Genomic DNA, 17984 nt, shown 5'->3' on the forward strand with positions numbered 1-17984 from the left:
TTACTGATTGATTAAAAACCTAATTCCACACCGAAAGTTACTGTGCGCATGGCAGGCGCCCTGAAGTAGACAAAGCCACTGGCTGTATTCTCCGGATCCACATAGAGTTTCTTCGATTTGAACGTAAGCAGGTTATTGCCTGACATGTAAGCGCGGATTCTGTCGAAGCCCACCTTTTTGGATAGTTTAGTCGGCAGGGTGAATCCTAAGGTGAGATTCTTTAAGCGCACATGATCAGACGGAAGTAACCAGCGCGAAGAGGGAACATCCACATTGCCATTGGCGAACATCGGCAACTTGGCATTATCTCCCGGGTTGCGCCACATATCTTCCTTCTTATAATGCGACGGAACTGCACCATAAAACAGATCGATACCACCGTTAGAGTGGAGCCAGCTTACACCGTCGTACACCTTGCCGCCAAAGGAGTAGGTGAAGGTAAAGTTCAAGTCGATGAACTTCCAAGTCAGCGTATTGGTCAAACCACCAGTTACTTTCGGATCGGCACTGCCAATGATCGTTCTATTCGCTTTCGTTTCGTCCGTAGTTGTCTCACGAGCATGCTCGTCGTTGGTGTTTTTATAGTACAACTCCTTACCTGTCTGCGGATCTACGCCGGCGTATTCGTAGGCATAGAATGAATTATAGGGCTGACCTACACGATGAATAGACTCATAACTTATGATCTCATCTTGATCCTTATTTAGCTGTAAGATCTTATTCTGATTGTGAGCCAAAGTCAGTGTCGTATTCCATGTAAAGTCCTTCTTCTGCACGTTAGTCGAACGCAACTCTAATTCGATACCACTGTTTCGCATAGCACCGACATTCACGAGCTCGTTGGCATGGTTGTATTCATCCACAAAACCGATAGTTCCAGAAATGGGGCGTTCGAGAAGCAAGTCCTGCGTCTTGCGGGTGTACCACTCTACGGTTAGGGTGAAGCGATTGAGAAACGTAAGATCAATACCAGCGTTGAAGGCATAGTTCTTTTCCCATTTCAGGTTTGCATTACCCGGCGTCGATTCGCTTGTTCCCACTTGATTGTCATAATTATAACCGAAGCTATAAACCGGCATGAAGTCGTAGTAGCGCCACGGCTGCGTACCATTCACACCATACGAGGCTCGGATTTTTGTATCCGTCACCTTCTCACGGATCGACTCCATGAAAGGTTCGTTTGTCAGGCGCCATGATCCAGAGAGCGACCAGAAGTCACCCCAACGGTTAGCCTTAGCCAGACGTGAAGAACCATCGCGGCGATAGCTCGCGCTCACATAATACTTGGAATCATAGTTGTAATCCGCACGACCGAGATAGGACAGCATGCGGTACTCGCTGATGGAACTGGAAGATTTGGTGATAGCTGCATTCTGAATCTCCGGCTTCGGGTCGTCCATCGCAGCGTAGTTACTACCAGTGCCATAGACATTCTCATTTTTGTACGCCTCCGTCTCATAACCGAGCAGGAAACTCAGGTTATGTACCCGGTCGAACGAGCGATCGTAAGTCAGCTGTGTCTGCGAGTTGAATTTAGAGGTGTTGATCATGTATTTCTGGAACACACCGTTGGCCGTACGTCCATCATTGGATTGCGGCCCCCACCATGCGATGCTGGCATTCTGCGTGAAGTCGTAGCTGAGGACTTCCTTCAGCTTTAGCCCCTTGGTGATGGTATATGTACCGGAGAGGGTGTTGAAGGTACGAGTCAGTTTATTCTTATTCGAGGTGTATTTAATAGCGCGAAGCGGATTGGCCCAATCATCACCGATAGCAGGAAAATAACGGCCCAACGTTCCGTCCTTATTGTAAGGATATGACGACGGAGATACCATCGAGGCCATAGCCATAATCGGACTGGAGTAGCTGTAGCCCTCACTGACGGAGCTCTGATCGCTATAGGAAAAGAGTGAGCTAACATCGAGCGTCAGCTTGTCACTGGCCTGATGCGATACATTCACGCTACCCGTGATGCGATCAAATCCGGAGTTCTCATAGATGCCTTCCTGCTTAGCATAGGAAATGGAGCTATAAAACTTCGTCTTTTCGTTACCACCCTGTGCGCTGACGTCATAGTTCTGGTACTGGCCGTTACGAATCAAGATCTTGCGCCAGTCTGTCCAACCTGACCAAGGTTTCGGAGCATATATATCGATGTTTTCATCTGCATAAGCTTTGGCCTCAGCGTCCGATTTGCCTTCAGTATACTTGGCATAGTTCACCAGACCGAGGTGCAGCAATTCACGACGTGCATCGCCGTCCAATGTTGGGCGATAATCCACGGCCATGTTAGAGAAACCCCAGTTAGCTTTTACGCTGAAAACAGTCTTGCCAGCCTTACCCTTCTTCGTGGTAATCACAACCACACCGTTGGCAGCGCGCGATCCGTATAGCGAAGCGGCGGCAGCATCCTTGATTACAGTGATATTCTCAATATCGCTGCTGTTCAGCGTGGAGAGGATGCTCGTTCCGGCGTCGGCATAATTGAAACCAGACATGTCTCCTGAGAGTACCGGTACACCATCGATAACATAGAGCGGATTGTTGCCTGCATTGATAGAGCCCATACCGCGAATGCGTATGCTCTCCGTGGCACCGGGCTGACCGGACATGGAATTGATCTGCACACCGGCTACATTACCGGCCAGCTTGTCCGACACGCTCGTCACGGGCACGTCCTTCAGCTTGTCCGTGCTCACCGTCGCTGCCGAGCCCGTGAAGGAGCTCTTCTTAAACGTACCGTAGCCGGTGACGACGACTTCGTCCAGCAGTTCGGCGTCTGATCTCAGGATCACTCGGATACGCGGACTGACAGCGACTTCCATCGTCTGCATGCCCACATACGAGATCACCAACGTTCCGTTGGACGGTGCCGACAGTGCAAACTCTCCATCGATGTTTGTCACCGTCCCTGTGGTGGTGCCTTTCACCAGCACAGAAGCGCCGATCACGGGTTCTCCCTGCTCATCCACGATAGTGCCTTGCACCTGTGTCTGAGCCATCGCAACTCCTATTCCGATCAGGAATAGAGCCATCAGCATAAATAACTTCCTTTTCATACTTCCGTTTTTAATTGATTGGTATTATCTGTTGATTAGTGCCTTGAAGGTATGGCAGAGCATAGGCTGACGGCCCGCGTATGGTTTCGGCTCCGTTCCTTCTTGCTCTGCTTAGTCAACCTATTTTTCATTTTCACGTATTCTACATGTTTATGCTATCGATTCTTTGCCTTTGCGCGGCCAAAGATATACGCTTTTACACATAGGCAACTTTCTGTTCGAGAAATTGAAATTTGTCAACCTCGCGCGCGGTTTTCAGCCATTTTTACCGTCCATCCAAGTGTTTTTGGCCTATCAACGACGATTTGACCTTCGTTTAGCGAGTATTCTGCCTCGTTTCATGCTGTCGGAAGCGCATTATACCCAGTTGACAGCCGTTCCTCTTTCGTCGAAGACTTACTGCGATGAATTACGGTCTCTCTCCTTTCGTATACCTCTTTTTATCTGCTATGAAAATCATTGTACACTCGAATAAGAGCTTTCATAGCCTATGAAAATCATTGTACACTTGAATAAGAGCTTTCATAGCCTATGACGATCATTATATACTTGAATAAGAGCTTTCATAGCTTATGACGATTATTGTACACTCGAATAAGAACTTTCATAGCCTATGAGGATCATTATACGCTCAAATAAGAGCTTTCATAGTTTATGACGATCATTATACACTCGAATAAGAGTTTTCATAGACTATGAAGATCATCATACGATTGAATAAGATCTTTCATAGGCTATGAGGATTATTATACGCTCGAATAGAAACTTTCATAGCCTATGAAGGTCTATTTTCAATGGAAAAATTCTTGTCATAGCAGGTGTCACGCGACTTTCAGGCGGGGATCGATCGGATTCGGACGGAGTGAACGTTTCGACGGAGAGAGAAGCCACGACGACGGGTAGCGTACCCGTTTATGGCCGCGAAAAAGCCGTCTATGGACTTTCAAATTGATTCCTACACTCCGAAGATCTCAATCAGGCTTCTACTTTTGCGGCCTATAATTCAATAATTCATAAGGAAATGCCTGAGATCTCACGATTGGGTATCAAGATGCCCGAATCGCCGATACGGAAGCTGGCGCCGTTGGCCAACGAAGCAAAAGCCAGAGGAATCAAAGTGTATCACCTAAATATCGGCCAGCCCGACATCCCGACGCCCGAGGTTGGCCTCGAGGCGCTGCGGCGGATCGACCAAAAGGTGCTTAGTTACTGTCCGAGCGATGGGCTGCCCAGCCTGCGCCAAAAGATGGCGGAGTACTACGGACGGTTTGCGATCGAGGTCACGCCGGACGAGATTTTCATCACCACCGGCGCCTCCGAAGCCCTTACGCTGGTCTTCCTGGCTTGCCTCGACCCGGGTGACGAAATTCTGATCCCGGAGCCGGCTTATGCCAACTATATGTCGATGGCCATGTCGTGCGGTGCGGTGGTCAAGACGGTGCTCTCGTCCATCGACAACGGCTTTGCACTGCCCCCCATCGAAGCGTTTGAAGAGGCCATCACGCCGCGCACGAAGGCCGTCCTGCTCTGCAACCCGAACAACCCCACGGGCTATGTCTACACGCGGGAGGAGCTGGGGCACATCCGCGACTTGGTGCGCCGCCACGACCTCTTCCTCTTTTCGGACGAGGTCTACCGCGAGTTTCGCTACACGGACGCGCCCTATGTCTCGTCGTTCCACCTCGAAGGCATCGAGCCGAATGTGGTCATGTTCGACTCCATGTCGAAGCGTTACAGCGAGTGCGGTATCCGCGTCGGAGCGATCGTGACGAGGAACGCGCGGGTGCGTAAAAGCGTGATGAAATGGGCGCAGGCACGCCTCAGTCCGCCGCTTTTGGGGCAAATCGTGGCCGAGGCGTCGATCGACGCACCGGAGTCGTATCTCAAGGGCGTTTATGAGGAGTACATCCAGCGACGCGACTTTCTGGTCAAGCGGATCAACGAGATTCCGGGTTGCTATTCGCCACTGCCGATGGGCGCGTTTTATACGGTGGCCAAGTTGCCGGTGGACGACGCCGACAAGTTCTGCGCCTGGTGCCTCCGCGACTTCTCGTACGAAGGGCAGACGGTGATGATGGCGCCTGCGTCAGGCTTTTATGTCACCCCGGGTTACGGGCGCAATGAGGTGCGCATCGCTTATGTGTTGGAACGAGACGAGCTGGCGCGTGCGCTCGACGTCTTGGAGGCCGCGCTTACGACCTATCGTGACAGATGGAACAAGCGTTGACTTTGGCCGCGCCCACACCCATTCATAAGGAAGCGTCGGGTCATGAACGTTGAGCTGTTTATCGCCCGACGCATCCACTTCGGTGGCAAAGCCGACCAAGGGAAGACGCGCATCACACCGCCAGCGGTGCGCATCGCTGTGGCCGGCATTGCCATCGGCTTGGCTGTCATGATCCTCACCGTGGCCATCGTGGTGGGCTTCAAGCAGGAGGTGCGTGACAAGGTGATCGGCTTCGGGTCACACATCCAGATCACCAATTTCGACAGCAATTCATCTTACGAGACGGCCCCGATCCACGTGAGCGACAGTCTGCTGGACATGCTCCGCCAGACGCATGGTGTGCGACACGTCGAGGCCTTCGCCACCAAGCCGGGGCTACTCAAAACCGACACCGATTTCCAAGGCATCGTCCTGAAGGGCATTGGTTCGGATTACGATTGGGGTTTCTTCCGCAAGCACCTCGTGGAGGGCCGCCCCTTTAGCGTCACTCCTGGACGGATGACGACCGATGTGCTCATCTCGCGCCACCTGGCCGACCTGCTCCGCCTACGTTGCGGCGACTCCTTCCTTGCCTACTTCGTGCAGGACGATATCAAGGCCCGCAAGTTTCGCATCAGTGGCATCTACGATACGGGCTTTTCGGACTACGACCACCTCTTCGTCCTTGCCGACATCGAACAGATTCGCACCCTGAACGACTGGCCCTCCGACGCGGTCAGTGGATTGGAGCTACTCGTCGACGACTACGATCGTCTCGACGAGACCGCCGAACGTGTCGACACCCTCCTCCTCAACCGTCGAGATAACGCAGGCAACACCTACTTCGTCCGCTCCATCCGCGAGCTGAACCCGATCATCTTCAATTGGCTCGACCTACTCGATCTGAACGTAGCCGTGATCCTCGCACTTATGATGGCCGTTTCGGGGTTCACCATGATCTCCGGCCTACTGATCATCATCCTCGAGCGCACAAACATGATTGGCATCCTCAAAGCCGTCGGCCAACCGGATCGTAGCCTACGGCGTGTCTTCCTTTATATCTCCAGCTTCTTGATCGGCCGCGGCATGCTCTGGGGTAACGTCATCGGACTCGCCTTGTGCTGGGTACAGTGGCAATTTCGCCTGCTCACCCTCGATCCTTCGATCTACTATCTCGACGCCGTACCCATCCGTCTCAGCATCTGGTCATGGCTACTTATCAACGTCGGTACGCTCACCGTTTCGTTGCTGATGATGTTGGCACCTTCATACCTAATCACCAAAATCAATCCCGCCCGCACCATCCGCTTCGAGTAGAAGATTTTCGTCCATGTTTTGCGCGTATAGAAATCATTTTACATTTGCGCGCTCTTCAGCGAAAGGAAAGATGCCAGAGTGGTCGAATGGGCCGCACTCGAAATGCGGTGTACGGGTGACTGTACCGGGGGTTCGAATCCCTCTCTTTCCGCTTGAGGTACTCTGAAAAAGATATTCAGAGACTCTTTAGGGAAAACGTAAGTGCCATAACTTGAATGAGTTATGGCGCTTTTCTTTTGTGCCTACCTATCATTTCAGAGCACGTATTGAAGCGGCCGAAACGCTCAAAATACTCCCCAACAGCTACAATTTGGCTACAACTTTTTCGGCCAAATGAAAATTGTAGCCAAGAGTCCGTAGAGAGCATGTAGGGAGTGCTCATATACAGCTGTTTTTCAGTTATCTATGTGGAACTTTGCAAGCGTGATCGAAGAGAAGAAGTTTGCGCCAAAACACCCGTATTCGGCTACAATCGGAAGGTGCCTTGGCTACACTTCTTTTCTGAAGGTCATGGCTGCAGCCAAAAACAGTCATGTGTATGAAGACCATATTCAGAACCGCTTTCTATCTCAGAAGCAACTACGTGAACAAAGACGGGAAGGTACCCGTCATGCTGAGGATCTATCTCAACAACGAGCGACTCTCACTCGGCTCTACCGGTATAGCTATCCTTCGATCTCAATGGGATGGCAAGAAAGAGCGCGTGAAAGGCAGAAGCACGGAAGTGCTCAGCCTCAATCTCGAATTGGATAACATTCAAAACGGATTGCTAAACATCTTTCGGAGGATGGAGTTCAACGAAAGTCTATCCTTGGAGCGCATCAAAATGGAGTTCCTCGGAAAGAAAGAAGACATCGGTACGATCATGGAGCTTTTCGACAGGCATATTACCGATGTCAAGAAGCAGGTCGGCGTGTCGGTTTCTTCCGCGACATTGCAGAAATACAACGTGTGCAAAAAGCATTTCACGGCCTTCCTGAAAAGCAAATACAGCCGCACCGACTTAAAGCTCTCCGAACTGACCTATATTGTGCTCCACGACTTCGACCTTTACCTTCGGACAACCGTCGGGCAAGCGCCCAACACGGCCACTAAGACGCTGAAGACGTTCAAGACGATTACCCTCTTCGGGGGAAAGCTCGGCATTCTCCACCATGATCCTTTCGTCAATCTCCGCTTCCACATGGAGCCTGTGGACAGAGGCTTCCTGACAGACGAAGAGATCCTCAGGGTAGCCAACAAGGATTTGGGTATCCAGCGGCTGGAGCTGGTGCGGGACATTTTCATCTTTTCCTGCTTCACCGGACTGGCTTACATCGACGTGTCCAACCTCACGCCAGACCACATCGTGACGATGGACGACAAGCAGTGGATCATGACCAAGCGACAGAAAACGAGCGTGGAGACCAATGTGCTGCTTCTCGACATTCCGAGAGCGATCATTGCGAAGTACAGCCACAAGACGTATCGGGACGGCAAGCTCTTTCCCGTCCTGACGAATCAGAAGACCAATTCGTACCTCAAGGAGATCGCCGACCTCTGCGGGATCAAGAAGAAGCTGACCTTCCATCTTGCCCGCCACACCTTTGCCACCATGTCGCTAAGCAAAGGCGTCCCCATTGAATCTGTTTCCAAGATGTTAGGCCATACGAACATTCGCACGACGCAGATCTACGCCCGCATCACGAACAAGAAGATCGAACACGACATGGAGCAACTGTCCGAGAAGCTCGGTAAGTTCAACTCCGCGATGGGGATCTGATACAATAGCCAAGTCACATCAAAAACAGAAACACGATATGAAAACAACAAACAAGAAGGAATTCTCCTATTACCGACTGCGGTTAGAGTCCTATTTGAAAGATTATCACCCCGAACGGCTGGCCGACGAGGCGTTTATCCGCGACCGATCGGACGCCGCGGCGCAGGCCTATGAAGACGCCTTCCGGCAAGGCTATCCTGTTCTCGAAGCCGGGTATATGGCTACGGAAGTCCTCTTCGCAGGACTGCATTTTTCGCCGTATTACATGCTCGAGCAGATCATCGAGAACGAGTTCGCCAACACGATTCCGTCCGACCGCGCTGAGGCCTTTGCCTTGCGATTGTTGCAAAGCGACTCCATCCGCGAGACCATTGCGAAGTACGAGCCGGGCGACGATTTCGACGGAAGCCCGGAGTACGACCAGCTCTACACTGAACTGACCGGCGTCATCGTCCTGAGCTGCTCGAGGCGGACGGAGTGAAGGTGCAACCGTAGCCTCCACCCCTTTCGCATCCCCTTTTTCATTCGGCCGTGGCATCGCGCTGCGGCCGATTTTATACCCCGATACCTACATATCTTATTCCGAAGATCTTTCCTCTACGGGTTTCCCTGCTTCCACTTTTTGTTCGCGGCTCGGAGCCGATGTCGGTTCCCTTGTCTTCGGGCGAAGGACGGCAGACGATAAGGGTGACGTCAAGGCCGAACGCTTCCAATGCGTTCGCCACCGATAAAATCTTCCTGTTACACTGACGTTTCACAGCGTATTTTATCGGCGTAGAGCCTTGCCTTATCCCCTCATCGTCTGCCCTTTGTTGCCCTCGAAACGAAACCGGCATACTCCGAGCTTTGAACGCAAAAAAAATGTCAGCACGATGAAAACGGAAAGATCTTATCACTCCCAAAACGGATTTGAAACGAAACGACGCCTCCTCGCATTACCGCATAAAATCATTTGGATCGTCGTCTGTATTGTGGCGTTGAAAGCCATAGGCGTTTCGGAAGAATTGACCGCCATCTTGATGCTGTTTGCCTTCGTGTATCTTATTTGAGCAACGCTCCAAATCGCCTTCCGCCTTCTGTTCTTCCTGATCCGATGGATCTGCATTGCTGCTGCATTGGCTTGGGTCGTTTGCCGACTACTACTTTGAGACGCTATAATAGCAATGACGGGGAGAGGATCTATCGAGACCTTCTTCCCGTCACTTTTCATAGAGTAGCGCAAGCTCCACGCGACGTCGTAAACGCAGTGCTTTCAGCTCTTTGCCGCGGTATCGGCAGAACGAGGTGTACTCACCTCGGATGTCTCTGTCGCCCGATTCCAGCTTCTGGACGAGGCGACTCTTCGGCTGTTTGCCGTAGCCTAAGAGGCGGTATTCACCGACGCTGTATGACAACACGGCAAGGAGCAACGAATCACGCCCGAAGCGACGAAACGTGACGAGCCGTTTCTTTAGATCTGCGCGAAGCAGAGAGTCCGCCTGCCGTTTTGTCATCGCACACGAAAGCCGCTCACCGGGTAGCAGGCGGTGACCGTAGCCGACATAAGGATAGTTCTTCGGGCCATGCTGCCCTTCGTAATGTTTGATGCACGCGACGGCTCGCTCGAAGCGTGGAAGGCTGAACAGCCGATCGCTCCGCGCCCAAGCATGCGCGTTGGGCGCGGCGAGCGCTTGGGCACAAACAAGGAGCGCGAGCAGGCCGCGTCCGATTTTCGTTTTCATAAGGTGGTCAGATGTTTTCGGGGTGGATAAAAAGACAAAAGCACCGATCCGTCGCGGACAGATGCTTTTCATGTCAGGGTTATGAACAAAATAGGCGATGAAAAAAAGATGCATTCAGACAGAGATGTCTTCCGAAGAGACTTTGTTCTCCTTATGGTTGAAGTCGAAGGCGAGCGTTTGACTCTGGCCGAGGTTGTCCTCGATCACGACCTCGAGCGACTGTCGCTCGGCAGAGAGTGAATAGTAATAGAGGGTGAAATGTCCCGGCGCGATGACGTAGCGATCGTTCGGCGTGAGGGGTTTACCGCGTCGGCCGATGCGCAGCACTCCACTGCCGTCGTACTGAAAATAGCGCAGGGTGTAGCGCGTGCCCTTCACGATGCGTTCGGGCGCGAGCGTGCAACGGATCTCGACTTCTTCGCCCGGCGCAAGGATTTTCGGGATGGGCATCGTGGTGACTTGGAACGGGTAAACCGTTCGCACGTCCAGACGGCGATCACAGCCAACCCAGCAAAACCCGGCCAGGAGCAGGACGATGATTGTCCATGCCGCATTACGGATGTTCGTTTTCATGATTCATTGGGGTTAGAGGTTGATGCGAAATCCTGCCGAGATAGCAGGTCGAAAAGGATAGACGTCCGAGCCGAAGAGGAACAGTCCGCGGCCGCCGACGACAAAGAGCAGGTGATCCGACAGGAACAGTTCTACAGCGAGATGCAGCCCGCCGCCTCCGACAAGGCGCGAATCGCCTTGTGCTCTTTATCGATGTCGGCCTTCGATTGGAGGACGTTGGTGGCTTCCATAAGGATTTTCTCAAGGACGAGCGGCTGGATTAGTCCGGATAAAACTCTTGTAAACCGGCATGCATACTCAGCGGGCAATAAATAATGTGAATGGGTGGTGGGAGCGGCGAGTAAAACCGTGGAAGTTTCTGCCAGAGGCCTAACAGCCGTTGGAGATACCGTGGAAGTTTCTGCCAGAGGCTCAACAGCCGGTTGAAGTGCCGTAGAAGTTTCTGCCAGAGACTTTACAGCCGTTAGAGATACCGTGGAAGTTTCTGCCAAAGGCCTAACAGTCGTTGGAGGCACCGTGGAAGTTTCTGCCAGAGGCCTATCTTCCGTTGGGGGTACCGTGGAAGTTTCTTCCAGAGACCAAACAGCGGTTGAGGATACCGTGGAAGTTTCTTCCAGAGGGCTAACGGCAGTTAGGGACAGCGCGGCTCATGCCTTGATACAGGTTGCCGGTAGAGCGCATCTGCGTGCGCAACGTGTCGGTACTTGTAGCGAAGGTTGTGGTGATGAATCCGCAGCAAAGGACGGCGGATAGGAGGAGTTTTTTCATGGTTTATGGGAGAATAAGAAAGGGTTATTTGGCTTGAACGAGGAAGAGTCGGTGACCGCTTTTGACTGTCACCTTGATAGTCCGGAGCTTCTTCTGTAGAAGCTGACTGGCGCCCTGCATCACGCCTCGGGCGGCCTCGGCGATGAGTTGATCTTTGGCCGAAGAGGCGAAGGTGAAGCTCGTCCCAATTGTTCCACCGACGCCCGCGCCCACTTCTTTGAACGCGAGTTCGACTTAAGCAACCGGCAGGAAAGAGGGATGTACAAACTCCTCGGCGGTGTTGATGGAGGGCTTTTTGTCGAAAAAGGAGAAAGCAGCCAAAGCCGATAACAGATTGATAATGAAGTTTGGGAAGCAACGATGGCGGGTCAAGCTCTATCTGACAAACGTTCTTCAGTTGATCATTAACAGTCTCGATCAGAGATCTTTTCCGGAGCATAATCTTGTCATGTTGAAGCATCAAGGCATTCTTTACAGACCCTTTTTCAGACGCGTGATGAGGTGGACTCCGTCAATGAAGAGCTGTTCGAAGAGGTCTTTCGAGATATAGCCCCTGTCTACGAAGAGTTACCCGAAGATCCGTTTATGGAAGTCCATGTGTTTCAAGGGGACTCTGTCGTCTACATTGCCCGGAGTCAGAAGAAAACCCGAGCAGTTCCCCCTTGTCATTAATGATCAAGTGGAGTTTGAATCCATAGAACCACCCCAGCGTACTTTTCCCTTTCCGGGCAAATTCCTTGAAGGTTTTATGCTGCTTTTCTCTTTTGATATGGCAGCTTCGGATGGGAGTAGAATCGATAAAAGATATGCCGGCACATTGCCCCAAAGCCTTCATTTTTAGGAAGACAGCAAGCGGGATACAGACTTTTCGCTCTAACTCTACAAATCGGTTGTAGGACACGGTATGGGGGAAATCAGACTTCATGCGTGATCGGACGAAGAGATAGAAATGCTTCAGGTCTCGAAAAGAGGAGACGTGGAAAAGGATGAGAATCGTCATCACCTCACTACCGGACATAGTGAATTTGCGGTTCCTCCTTTTCTTTGGGGCTCCTTCTTCCAAGGAATGACTTTTGATTACGGCGTCGTATTCTTTCAAGAATTCGTCTACGAGATAGTAGATCTCTACAGTTTTATTGGTGAGAATCATTGTTGGGTTTGCTCTTTGTTTTCAACGTATTAAAGATAAAAACCTCACTCTTGACTCCCACCTCTTTTCGCCCCTTTTCTTACGTCAAACTCACGTTGATCTGATTACCGTTGCACCATTTTTGCGCAGAAGAGCAGGTGTGATTCCGGTCAGTTACTCATCGGACTCCTAATCTTTTTGAGCTCCCGGACCTTTCGATCTTTTTCATTTGATGTCCATCTCTCGGAACCGCCTCTGCAACTCCTCTATACGAAGCAGCAATTGGCGAAAAGGCAATTTATCCCCGTAGACAAACGCGTCTTGCAGTGCCTTATAGTCGCTTTCCCACGTTTTCAGGCTCCTCTCGGGAGGATAGAAAGCGATTCGATCCGGATAATTCTTGTCGTAGTCTGCATAAGAAACGTGATAGAACATCCTGCGATGTTCGACGATGGCTTTGTAAAGCTCCGCATCAGCCAGTGCCTGTATGCCAAATTCGGTATCCATCAACCGCTCCAAGTCATATAGGTGTCGGCTCATCCGCAAGCTGCGAGGCGCTTCTTTCTGAAATTCTTCGCAGAGCAGGAAGGCCTTTTCCAAGAATGTTCTGGAGGGAAGCACGATGGGAATGACGGCCGAGGTGTCTCGGCCGGCACGTGGAAACGCATCGCTGATCAAGGTTGTAATCTCCTTTACCTTAAAAGGTTCCTTCATGGAGAGGCAGCTGATTTCCACTTTGACCGCCGGCCGCACATAGTCGGAGGCCGCGCCGATGACGGACGGGTACTCGATGATGATCTCCGTCGGATCGCTATTGGTAGACACCTTGTTGCCGCCCTGTTCCACCACCGGATAAATCCGATAGCCGGACAGGCCCATTGCCTCCATTCGGCAATCTATGTCTCCGACCAACATGTCGACAACGTAACGTCGGCATTGCTTGCGCAACATCTTTAGCTGGTTGTTGTTTTCGACTGTTTCCCTGAAATATTGATGGTCAATAGAGAGGTCAATGTCTTCGCTGAATCGCTGGATCAGCTTCCAGCCCTTGCTCAAGCTCGTGCCGCCTTTGAACAGTAGAGAAGCGGCGCACTCCGTTTGGAATATGGCCTTCAGCGTCATCGTTACCCACCAGTCTTTTTCGATCGCATATTCCGGAAGACCTTCCGTCTCGGCCGTTTGACGGAGAATGATCCGCCGATCTTCTATGGAATGAGACAGCCAGTTCATCCTTGAAGTGCTTTGGTCGTTTGGGTAATGATTTTCTTGATCCACAAGGGAGCCAGCGCCAAGTCGTGTTCGAAGGTTTCCGGCTCATTATAGCTGCTTAGCAACTCCTTGATTCGAGTTCGCTGTCGGTCAGTCAGGTTGCCACGGCCGATCGACTTCATGGCTTGAATCAGTGTAGGGATCAATTTGCCTTTGTAAGCAAAGTTCCTCGGTGCACTGCGTTTGAATACGATCCGGGTATTTCCTAATACGATGCTTCGAGCTGATCCGGTGGTCAAATACACATGGTTCAGGGGAATCTGCGTGGATAGCCCTAAGCGATTTTCAGCTGTTTGCCCCGTCGGCATGATTTGTGCGTGATCTCGCCTAGCAATGGCGCGGACGATCTGCTCGATGCTCGGCTTGACCATCCCGAAATCGGTTTCGCGAGGCTTATAGTATACACCGGTGGCCAGCCGAGCTAATTTCTTTTGATCCACGAGCCTCGATAAGACGCGACTGATAAATACGTCATTTCCCGAACGGGAAAAGTCAGAGACAAAGAAGACCTCCCATGCGGAGCGTCTTTGATCCGTGCTGCAATACTGTCAGTGATATACATATGTCTCGAAAAGAGTGCAACGATTACGGCGCAAAGGTTGATTGTTTTTGCAAAACCTTCTACTTCTCATTGCAATTCTCCGACTTTTTGAACGCCAAGATGCCTTCGGCGGAAAAGTAGCGGCGGTTGCCGATCTTGACGGAGGGTAACATGCCTTTCTTCCCCCAAATTAGGGCCGTCTTGTGGTGGATGCGCAGGATACGAGCCACGTCAAAGGCATCGTAATATTTCGGTTCATCTGGTTTGGTTTTCATCTCGTTCGTCATTTCTTCAATGTATAATGGTTGTCTTTCTGTTGCCCTATCAGGCCGCTCTCTTGGATGTGGCGGATGTAGTCTTTAGCGGTCCGCTCTTTTACTTCTACTGTCTGCATGATCAATCGAAGAAGCTCGTCATGCGAGAGGCGGTCACGCTCACGGAACACTTCACGGGCGATCAGCAACAGCTCGGCAGTCTTGCATCGCTCACGCTCTTCTTCCGACTTCTCGCCGCGGGAGACGTGCATATCGCGTTCCTTATTCCAACCGAAGAGCATGATCGGGACATCAAGCGGACTGCCGTCACGCACCTTCAGCGCCTTCACGACCGACAGCGCTGGGTTATCGTCCTTCTCAATCGACAGAATGGCGGCCGACTTGCGTTGCAGCTCCGAGCCGATATGTCCGCGCAGCTTGATGCCGTTAGGCACAAAGTGGAGCACGCAGAGGATGCACGTGTGGTAAATGCCCGCCAGCCGATAGAGTTCATCCACCACGGCGATGCTCTCGGCTTCGTCGTTGGCCGAACGGATCAGGTCGGCGATGCCGTCGATGACAACAAGATGGATGCCACCGTGTCGGTGATGGTAGAGATCAAGGCTGTCTTTGATGAGCTGCAAGCGATCCTTGCGAGAGAGTGCAGCGAGGAAAACGGGGTGGTAAAACGTCGGCATTGCATCGAGTCCGACCCGCCGCAGGGTTTTCCCCACGTTGCGGTGAAGCTGGTACTCGGATTGCTCTGTGTCGTAGTGTAGGACGGCCTTTTGCGACGTGTTGGGCGTAACCTCCAGCCCGAGTAGATCGGGTGGAGGTGTTGGAATCTCGGTCAGCAGTGTCCCGGCAATTAATGCCGATACATAATTGCTTTTCCCCGTCCCTTCGCCCCCGGTAATACAGAACAGGTTGTCGTAGGTGCCCAGCGGGACACCGCGCGATGCGATCACCGTTTGGGAACGGTCGGGCGGATGGCGATAATCGATCTCGCACGAGTCGAGCAGCATGAGCGTTTGCGTATAAAGCCGCTCCAAATGGTCGGCAATCAGGCGATGGAAGTCCTCCGCGCTGTATCCCAAGCGGAAGTAATCAGAGATGTCCTTCTCGGCCTTCGTTCCAGCCAGTGGCAGTTCGATGCGTCGGACGTTGTAGGCGGCAAACTGTTCGCATCTGAGGGTGGAAGCCTTCACGCCCGTCTCGTCAGCGTCGTAGAGGAAGAAGACATGACGGAAGCGTCGAACGAGCATCTCTATGATGGAGGCGTCAATCTCTGCCGTCTCACTGTTGAAGCAAATAGCGTGAAAGCCGTGTGCGGCGAGAGACATCACATCCTTCTCGCCGCCGGTGATGAACAGCATGTCACCCCGTTGCGGGAGTAGCTCTATGCCGAACGTGTAGATGTCCGGTAGGCGGCCGCCATAGACGAATCGGGTCGCACTTGATGGGCGATAGATCTTCACGTAATTCTTGCGCACGTAGCCGAATAGTGGCTCGTGGGTGCTGCTCATAAAGCCGTAACGCTTCCCTTCGGCCGTCTCGCTGCGGAAGCTGCGGAGTGATCGGACGCCATAGCGCTGCAACACATGTGGTGTAATCCCGTACTGTCCCCAATAGGCGCATTCGCTTTCGTCGAAGGCCTTTTCCTCAATGCGGTAAGGTCTGCCAGCCGGCTCCACAAGTGTCGGTGTTGAGTGGAGTACCTGCTTGCTGTCAATTCCGGACCGAACTGTTCCGGAAGCACTCTCCGGCAGGGGGATGGATAGGGATAGGTCACGGATGATCTTCTCCAAGATGCGAGGGAAATCCTTTTGCAAATCCATGCCGTGCAGCGTCGCTACAAACCAAAAGCAGTCGCCCGAGCAGGTAGGATCCCCGAAGTCGTTCATGCGGTAAATGCCCGTTCGAGGCACCTTATAGATGAAGCACGACGCCCGCTGATCATCGTAGAGCGGATTGCGAAACTTCATCCCTGGTGTGATGGCGAAGGGGATGTAATGACAGGGCAACCGCATCAAAATGCTGTTCTTAGGGGACATGGAAAAATTTGAAGAGATCACATCAGCACTCGATCCACGGGTGAAAGGACGTTGTAAGCATAAAGTGAGTGACATAATCATTATTGCCATAGCCACCTATCTCTGCGGTGGTGCCGATTACGTCTCTATTCTATGTATGAACTCTGTCGAGAACGAGGCGAGGACCTAGAACCTTTGGTGGAACTGCCCAATGGTTGTCCGAGCGTGGACACTTTCGAAAGAGTAATTCCTCGAATTGATCCGAAGGCTTTTGGAGCGTGTTTATCGGTCTTCGGGGATACGCTTATAGAAGACCTTAAAGGGAAACACGTCTCTATTGATGGCAAACGAATACGCGGATCAAAATCCTCTAATTCGTTCACCCACATACTTTCGGCGTGGGTCAATGAACAGTCCATTTGCCTTGCCGGAGAGACGGTGGATGAGAAGAGTAATGAAATTACGGCCATTCCAGAATTGCTTGACAGCATAGACCTCTCGGGTGCCGTGGTAAGTATCGATGCCATGGGGACGCAAACCGGTATTGCTCAGGGAAGATTGTGGAATCAGAGGCTGATTACGTTTTGGCTTTGAAGGGGAATCATAAGCACTTGGCAGAAGACGTAAAAGACGCTTTTACAGGCCGCTGCAAAGAGTTTGCATACAACACTTTGGAAAAAGATCATGGGAGGGTAGAAGAGCGGACTTATACAGCCCTTTGCTCTCAAGAGGTGTTGGATGAATCGCAATGCGATGCTTGGAAAAATTTGTCTTCTCTGATCCAGGTCGATCGCCTTGTCACCTTATCAGACGGGACTGAACGGCATGAAAAACAGTACTAGTTGAGTAGTTTGCCGGCTGAGGCTATGGAAAAGATCAGCTCCTATATTCGTGGTCATTGGGGAATAGAAAACAGATTGCATTGGCACCTTGACGTGACCTTTAGAGAGGATCATTGCAGGGCGCGCAAAGAATACGCTGCCACGAATCTGAACACTATAAGGAAACTTGCCTTAGCCATTGTCTCTCAGTAGAAAGACAAGCTATCTCTTAGAAAGAGGCTCTTCAAGGCAGCTCTCAATATCGACTACCTCAAAAAGCTACTCAAAATTTGATGCGGTTGCCCTGTCTATTTCCGCCCTTTTGTTCCATCTTTTAAGGAGCATAGTGAGCTATGTGACGAAAAAGATGGAACAAAATCCCAGGAAATATCCTCTGAATATCCTCCGAAATAAATTCCAAACAGCTTCTCAATATCGACTATCTCAAAGAGCTCCTCAAAATTTGATGCGGTTGCCCTGGGATAATAAAGGGTTAGAAAGGAGTCGGTTGGACCTTCTTCTATCTTTGCC

The 17984-nt window shown here is 51.6% G+C and carries 13 protein-coding genes, 1 tRNA gene and 4 pseudogenes; 7 read left to right on the top strand and 11 right to left on the bottom strand.

Annotated elements, in window-relative coordinates:
* Window positions 1–11: 11 nt before the first annotated feature.
* Window positions 12–3059, bottom strand: coding sequence for a SusC/RagA family TonB-linked outer membrane protein (locus C7123_RS10485; protein ID WP_083206833.1), 3048 nt, complete (start codon window positions 3057–3059; stop codon window positions 12–14).
* 1021 nt (window positions 3060–4080) lie between these two features.
* Here C7123_RS10485 and C7123_RS10490 point away from each other — a divergent pair.
* The 6 genes from C7123_RS10490 to C7123_RS12995 all read left to right on the top strand — a co-directional run bounded on the left by C7123_RS10490 (window position 4081) and on the right by C7123_RS12995 (window position 9393).
* Window positions 4081–5286 carry a pyridoxal phosphate-dependent aminotransferase gene (locus tag C7123_RS10490; RefSeq protein WP_069174994.1) on the top strand — a complete coding sequence of 402 codons (1206 nt, stop codon included), beginning with the start codon at window positions 4081–4083 and terminating at the stop codon, window positions 5284–5286.
* A 42-nt stretch (window positions 5287–5328) separates the two neighbouring features.
* Complete coding sequence (locus tag C7123_RS10495) at window positions 5329–6582, top strand: ABC transporter permease (protein ID WP_037983151.1); 1254 nt, start codon at window positions 5329–5331, stop codon at window positions 6580–6582.
* Between the two features lie 64 nt (window positions 6583–6646).
* Window positions 6647–6733, top strand: a tRNA-Ser gene (locus C7123_RS10500).
* 387 nt (window positions 6734–7120) lie between these two features.
* A complete protein-coding gene (locus C7123_RS10505) occupies window positions 7121–8344 on the top strand; it encodes a site-specific integrase (RefSeq protein WP_069176343.1) in 1224 nt (407 codons plus the stop codon).
* A gap of 37 nt (window positions 8345–8381) precedes the next feature.
* Entirely contained in the window at window positions 8382–8825 is a 444-nt protein-coding gene (locus tag C7123_RS10510; protein WP_069174995.1) for a DUF1896 domain-containing protein, read from the top strand.
* 391 nt (window positions 8826–9216) lie between these two features.
* Window positions 9217–9393, top strand: coding sequence for a hypothetical protein (locus C7123_RS12995; protein WP_159049902.1), 177 nt, complete (start codon window positions 9217–9219; stop codon window positions 9391–9393).
* A 150-nt stretch (window positions 9394–9543) separates the two neighbouring features.
* Here C7123_RS12995 and C7123_RS10525 read toward each other — a convergent pair whose 3' ends face one another.
* The 10 genes and pseudogenes from C7123_RS10525 to C7123_RS10565 form a co-directional block, all read right to left on the bottom strand.
* Window positions 9544–10065, bottom strand: a complete 522-nt coding sequence (locus C7123_RS10525; RefSeq protein WP_069174998.1) for a glycoside hydrolase family protein — start codon at window positions 10063–10065, stop codon at window positions 9544–9546.
* 114 nt (window positions 10066–10179) lie between these two features.
* Window positions 10180–10638, bottom strand: coding sequence for a DUF3872 domain-containing protein (locus C7123_RS10530; protein WP_069174999.1), 459 nt, complete (start codon window positions 10636–10638; stop codon window positions 10180–10182).
* Window positions 10639–10650: 12 nt separating this feature from the next.
* Window positions 10651–10785 carry a conjugal transfer protein TraO gene (locus tag C7123_RS10535; protein WP_083207024.1) on the bottom strand — a complete coding sequence of 45 codons (135 nt, stop codon included), beginning with the start codon at window positions 10783–10785 and terminating at the stop codon, window positions 10651–10653.
* Between the two features lie 474 nt (window positions 10786–11259).
* Window positions 11260–11406, bottom strand: coding sequence for a hypothetical protein (locus C7123_RS13000; RefSeq protein WP_159049876.1), 147 nt, complete (start codon window positions 11404–11406; stop codon window positions 11260–11262).
* A gap of 24 nt (window positions 11407–11430) precedes the next feature.
* A pseudogene (gene traM, locus C7123_RS10540) lies at window positions 11431–11631 on the bottom strand (conjugative transposon protein TraM); the annotation flags it as partial.
* A 9-nt stretch (window positions 11632–11640) separates the two neighbouring features.
* Window positions 11641–12556, bottom strand: a pseudogene (locus tag C7123_RS10545) (IS982 family transposase).
* Between the two features lie 204 nt (window positions 12557–12760).
* Window positions 12761–13765, bottom strand: coding sequence for a nucleotidyl transferase AbiEii/AbiGii toxin family protein (locus tag C7123_RS10550; RefSeq protein WP_069175001.1), 1005 nt, complete (start codon window positions 13763–13765; stop codon window positions 12761–12763).
* Window positions 13762–14304: pseudogene (locus C7123_RS10555) on the bottom strand (DUF6088 family protein); the annotation flags it as partial. The gene C7123_RS10550 and the pseudogene C7123_RS10555, both read right to left, overlap by 4 nt.
* A 121-nt stretch (window positions 14305–14425) precedes the next feature.
* The gene (locus C7123_RS10560) at window positions 14426–14620 is read right to left on the bottom strand and encodes a helix-turn-helix domain-containing protein (protein WP_237269311.1); all 195 of its coding nucleotides are present in this window, start codon (window positions 14618–14620) and stop codon (window positions 14426–14428) included.
* 8 nt (window positions 14621–14628) lie between these two features.
* Window positions 14629–16653: a bifunctional DNA primase/helicase gene (locus tag C7123_RS10565; protein WP_069175003.1), complete on the bottom strand. Its 2025-nt coding sequence runs from the start codon at window positions 16651–16653 to the stop codon at window positions 14629–14631.
* Between C7123_RS10565 and C7123_RS10570 the strand changes: the two are divergent.
* Window positions 16652–17747, top strand: a pseudogene (locus tag C7123_RS10570) (ISAs1 family transposase). The gene C7123_RS10565 and the pseudogene C7123_RS10570 sit on opposite strands and share 2 nt — an antisense overlap.
* The last annotated feature ends 237 nt before the right edge of the window (window positions 17748–17984 follow it).

The sequence above is a fragment of the Tannerella serpentiformis genome, assembly GCF_003033925.1.
GTDB classification, from domain to species: Bacteria; Bacteroidota; Bacteroidia; order Bacteroidales; family Tannerellaceae; genus Tannerella; species Tannerella serpentiformis.

Bases quoted from the DNA above. Each gene is read 5' to 3' on its own strand.
- C7123_RS10495 (WP_037983151.1), top strand. From the start codon at position 5,329: ATGAACGTTGAGCTGTTTATCGCCCGACGCATCCACTTCGGTGGCAAA.
- C7123_RS13000 (WP_159049876.1), bottom strand. From the start codon at position 11,406: ATGAAAAAACTCCTCCTATCCGCCGTCCTTTGCTGCGGATTCATCACC.
- C7123_RS10550 (WP_069175001.1), bottom strand. From the start codon at position 13,765: ATGAACTGGCTGTCTCATTCCATAGAAGATCGGCGGATCATTCTCCGT.
- C7123_RS10525 (WP_069174998.1), bottom strand. From the start codon at position 10,065: ATGAAAACGAAAATCGGACGCGGCCTGCTCGCGCTCCTTGTTTGTGCC.
- C7123_RS10510 (WP_069174995.1), top strand. From the start codon at position 8,382: ATGAAAACAACAAACAAGAAGGAATTCTCCTATTACCGACTGCGGTTA.
- C7123_RS10565 (WP_069175003.1), bottom strand. From the start codon at position 16,653: ATGTCCCCTAAGAACAGCATTTTGATGCGGTTGCCCTGTCATTACATC.
- C7123_RS10530 (WP_069174999.1), bottom strand. From the start codon at position 10,638: ATGAAAACGAACATCCGTAATGCGGCATGGACAATCATCGTCCTGCTC.
- C7123_RS10560 (WP_237269311.1), bottom strand. From the start codon at position 14,620: ATGAAAACCAAACCAGATGAACCGAAATATTACGATGCCTTTGACGTG.
- C7123_RS10485 (WP_083206833.1), bottom strand. From the start codon at position 3,059: ATGAAAAGGAAGTTATTTATGCTGATGGCTCTATTCCTGATCGGAATA.
- C7123_RS10505 (WP_069176343.1), top strand. From the start codon at position 7,121: ATGAAGACCATATTCAGAACCGCTTTCTATCTCAGAAGCAACTACGTG.
- C7123_RS12995 (WP_159049902.1), top strand. From the start codon at position 9,217: ATGAAAACGGAAAGATCTTATCACTCCCAAAACGGATTTGAAACGAAA.
- C7123_RS10490 (WP_069174994.1), top strand. From the start codon at position 4,081: ATGCCTGAGATCTCACGATTGGGTATCAAGATGCCCGAATCGCCGATA.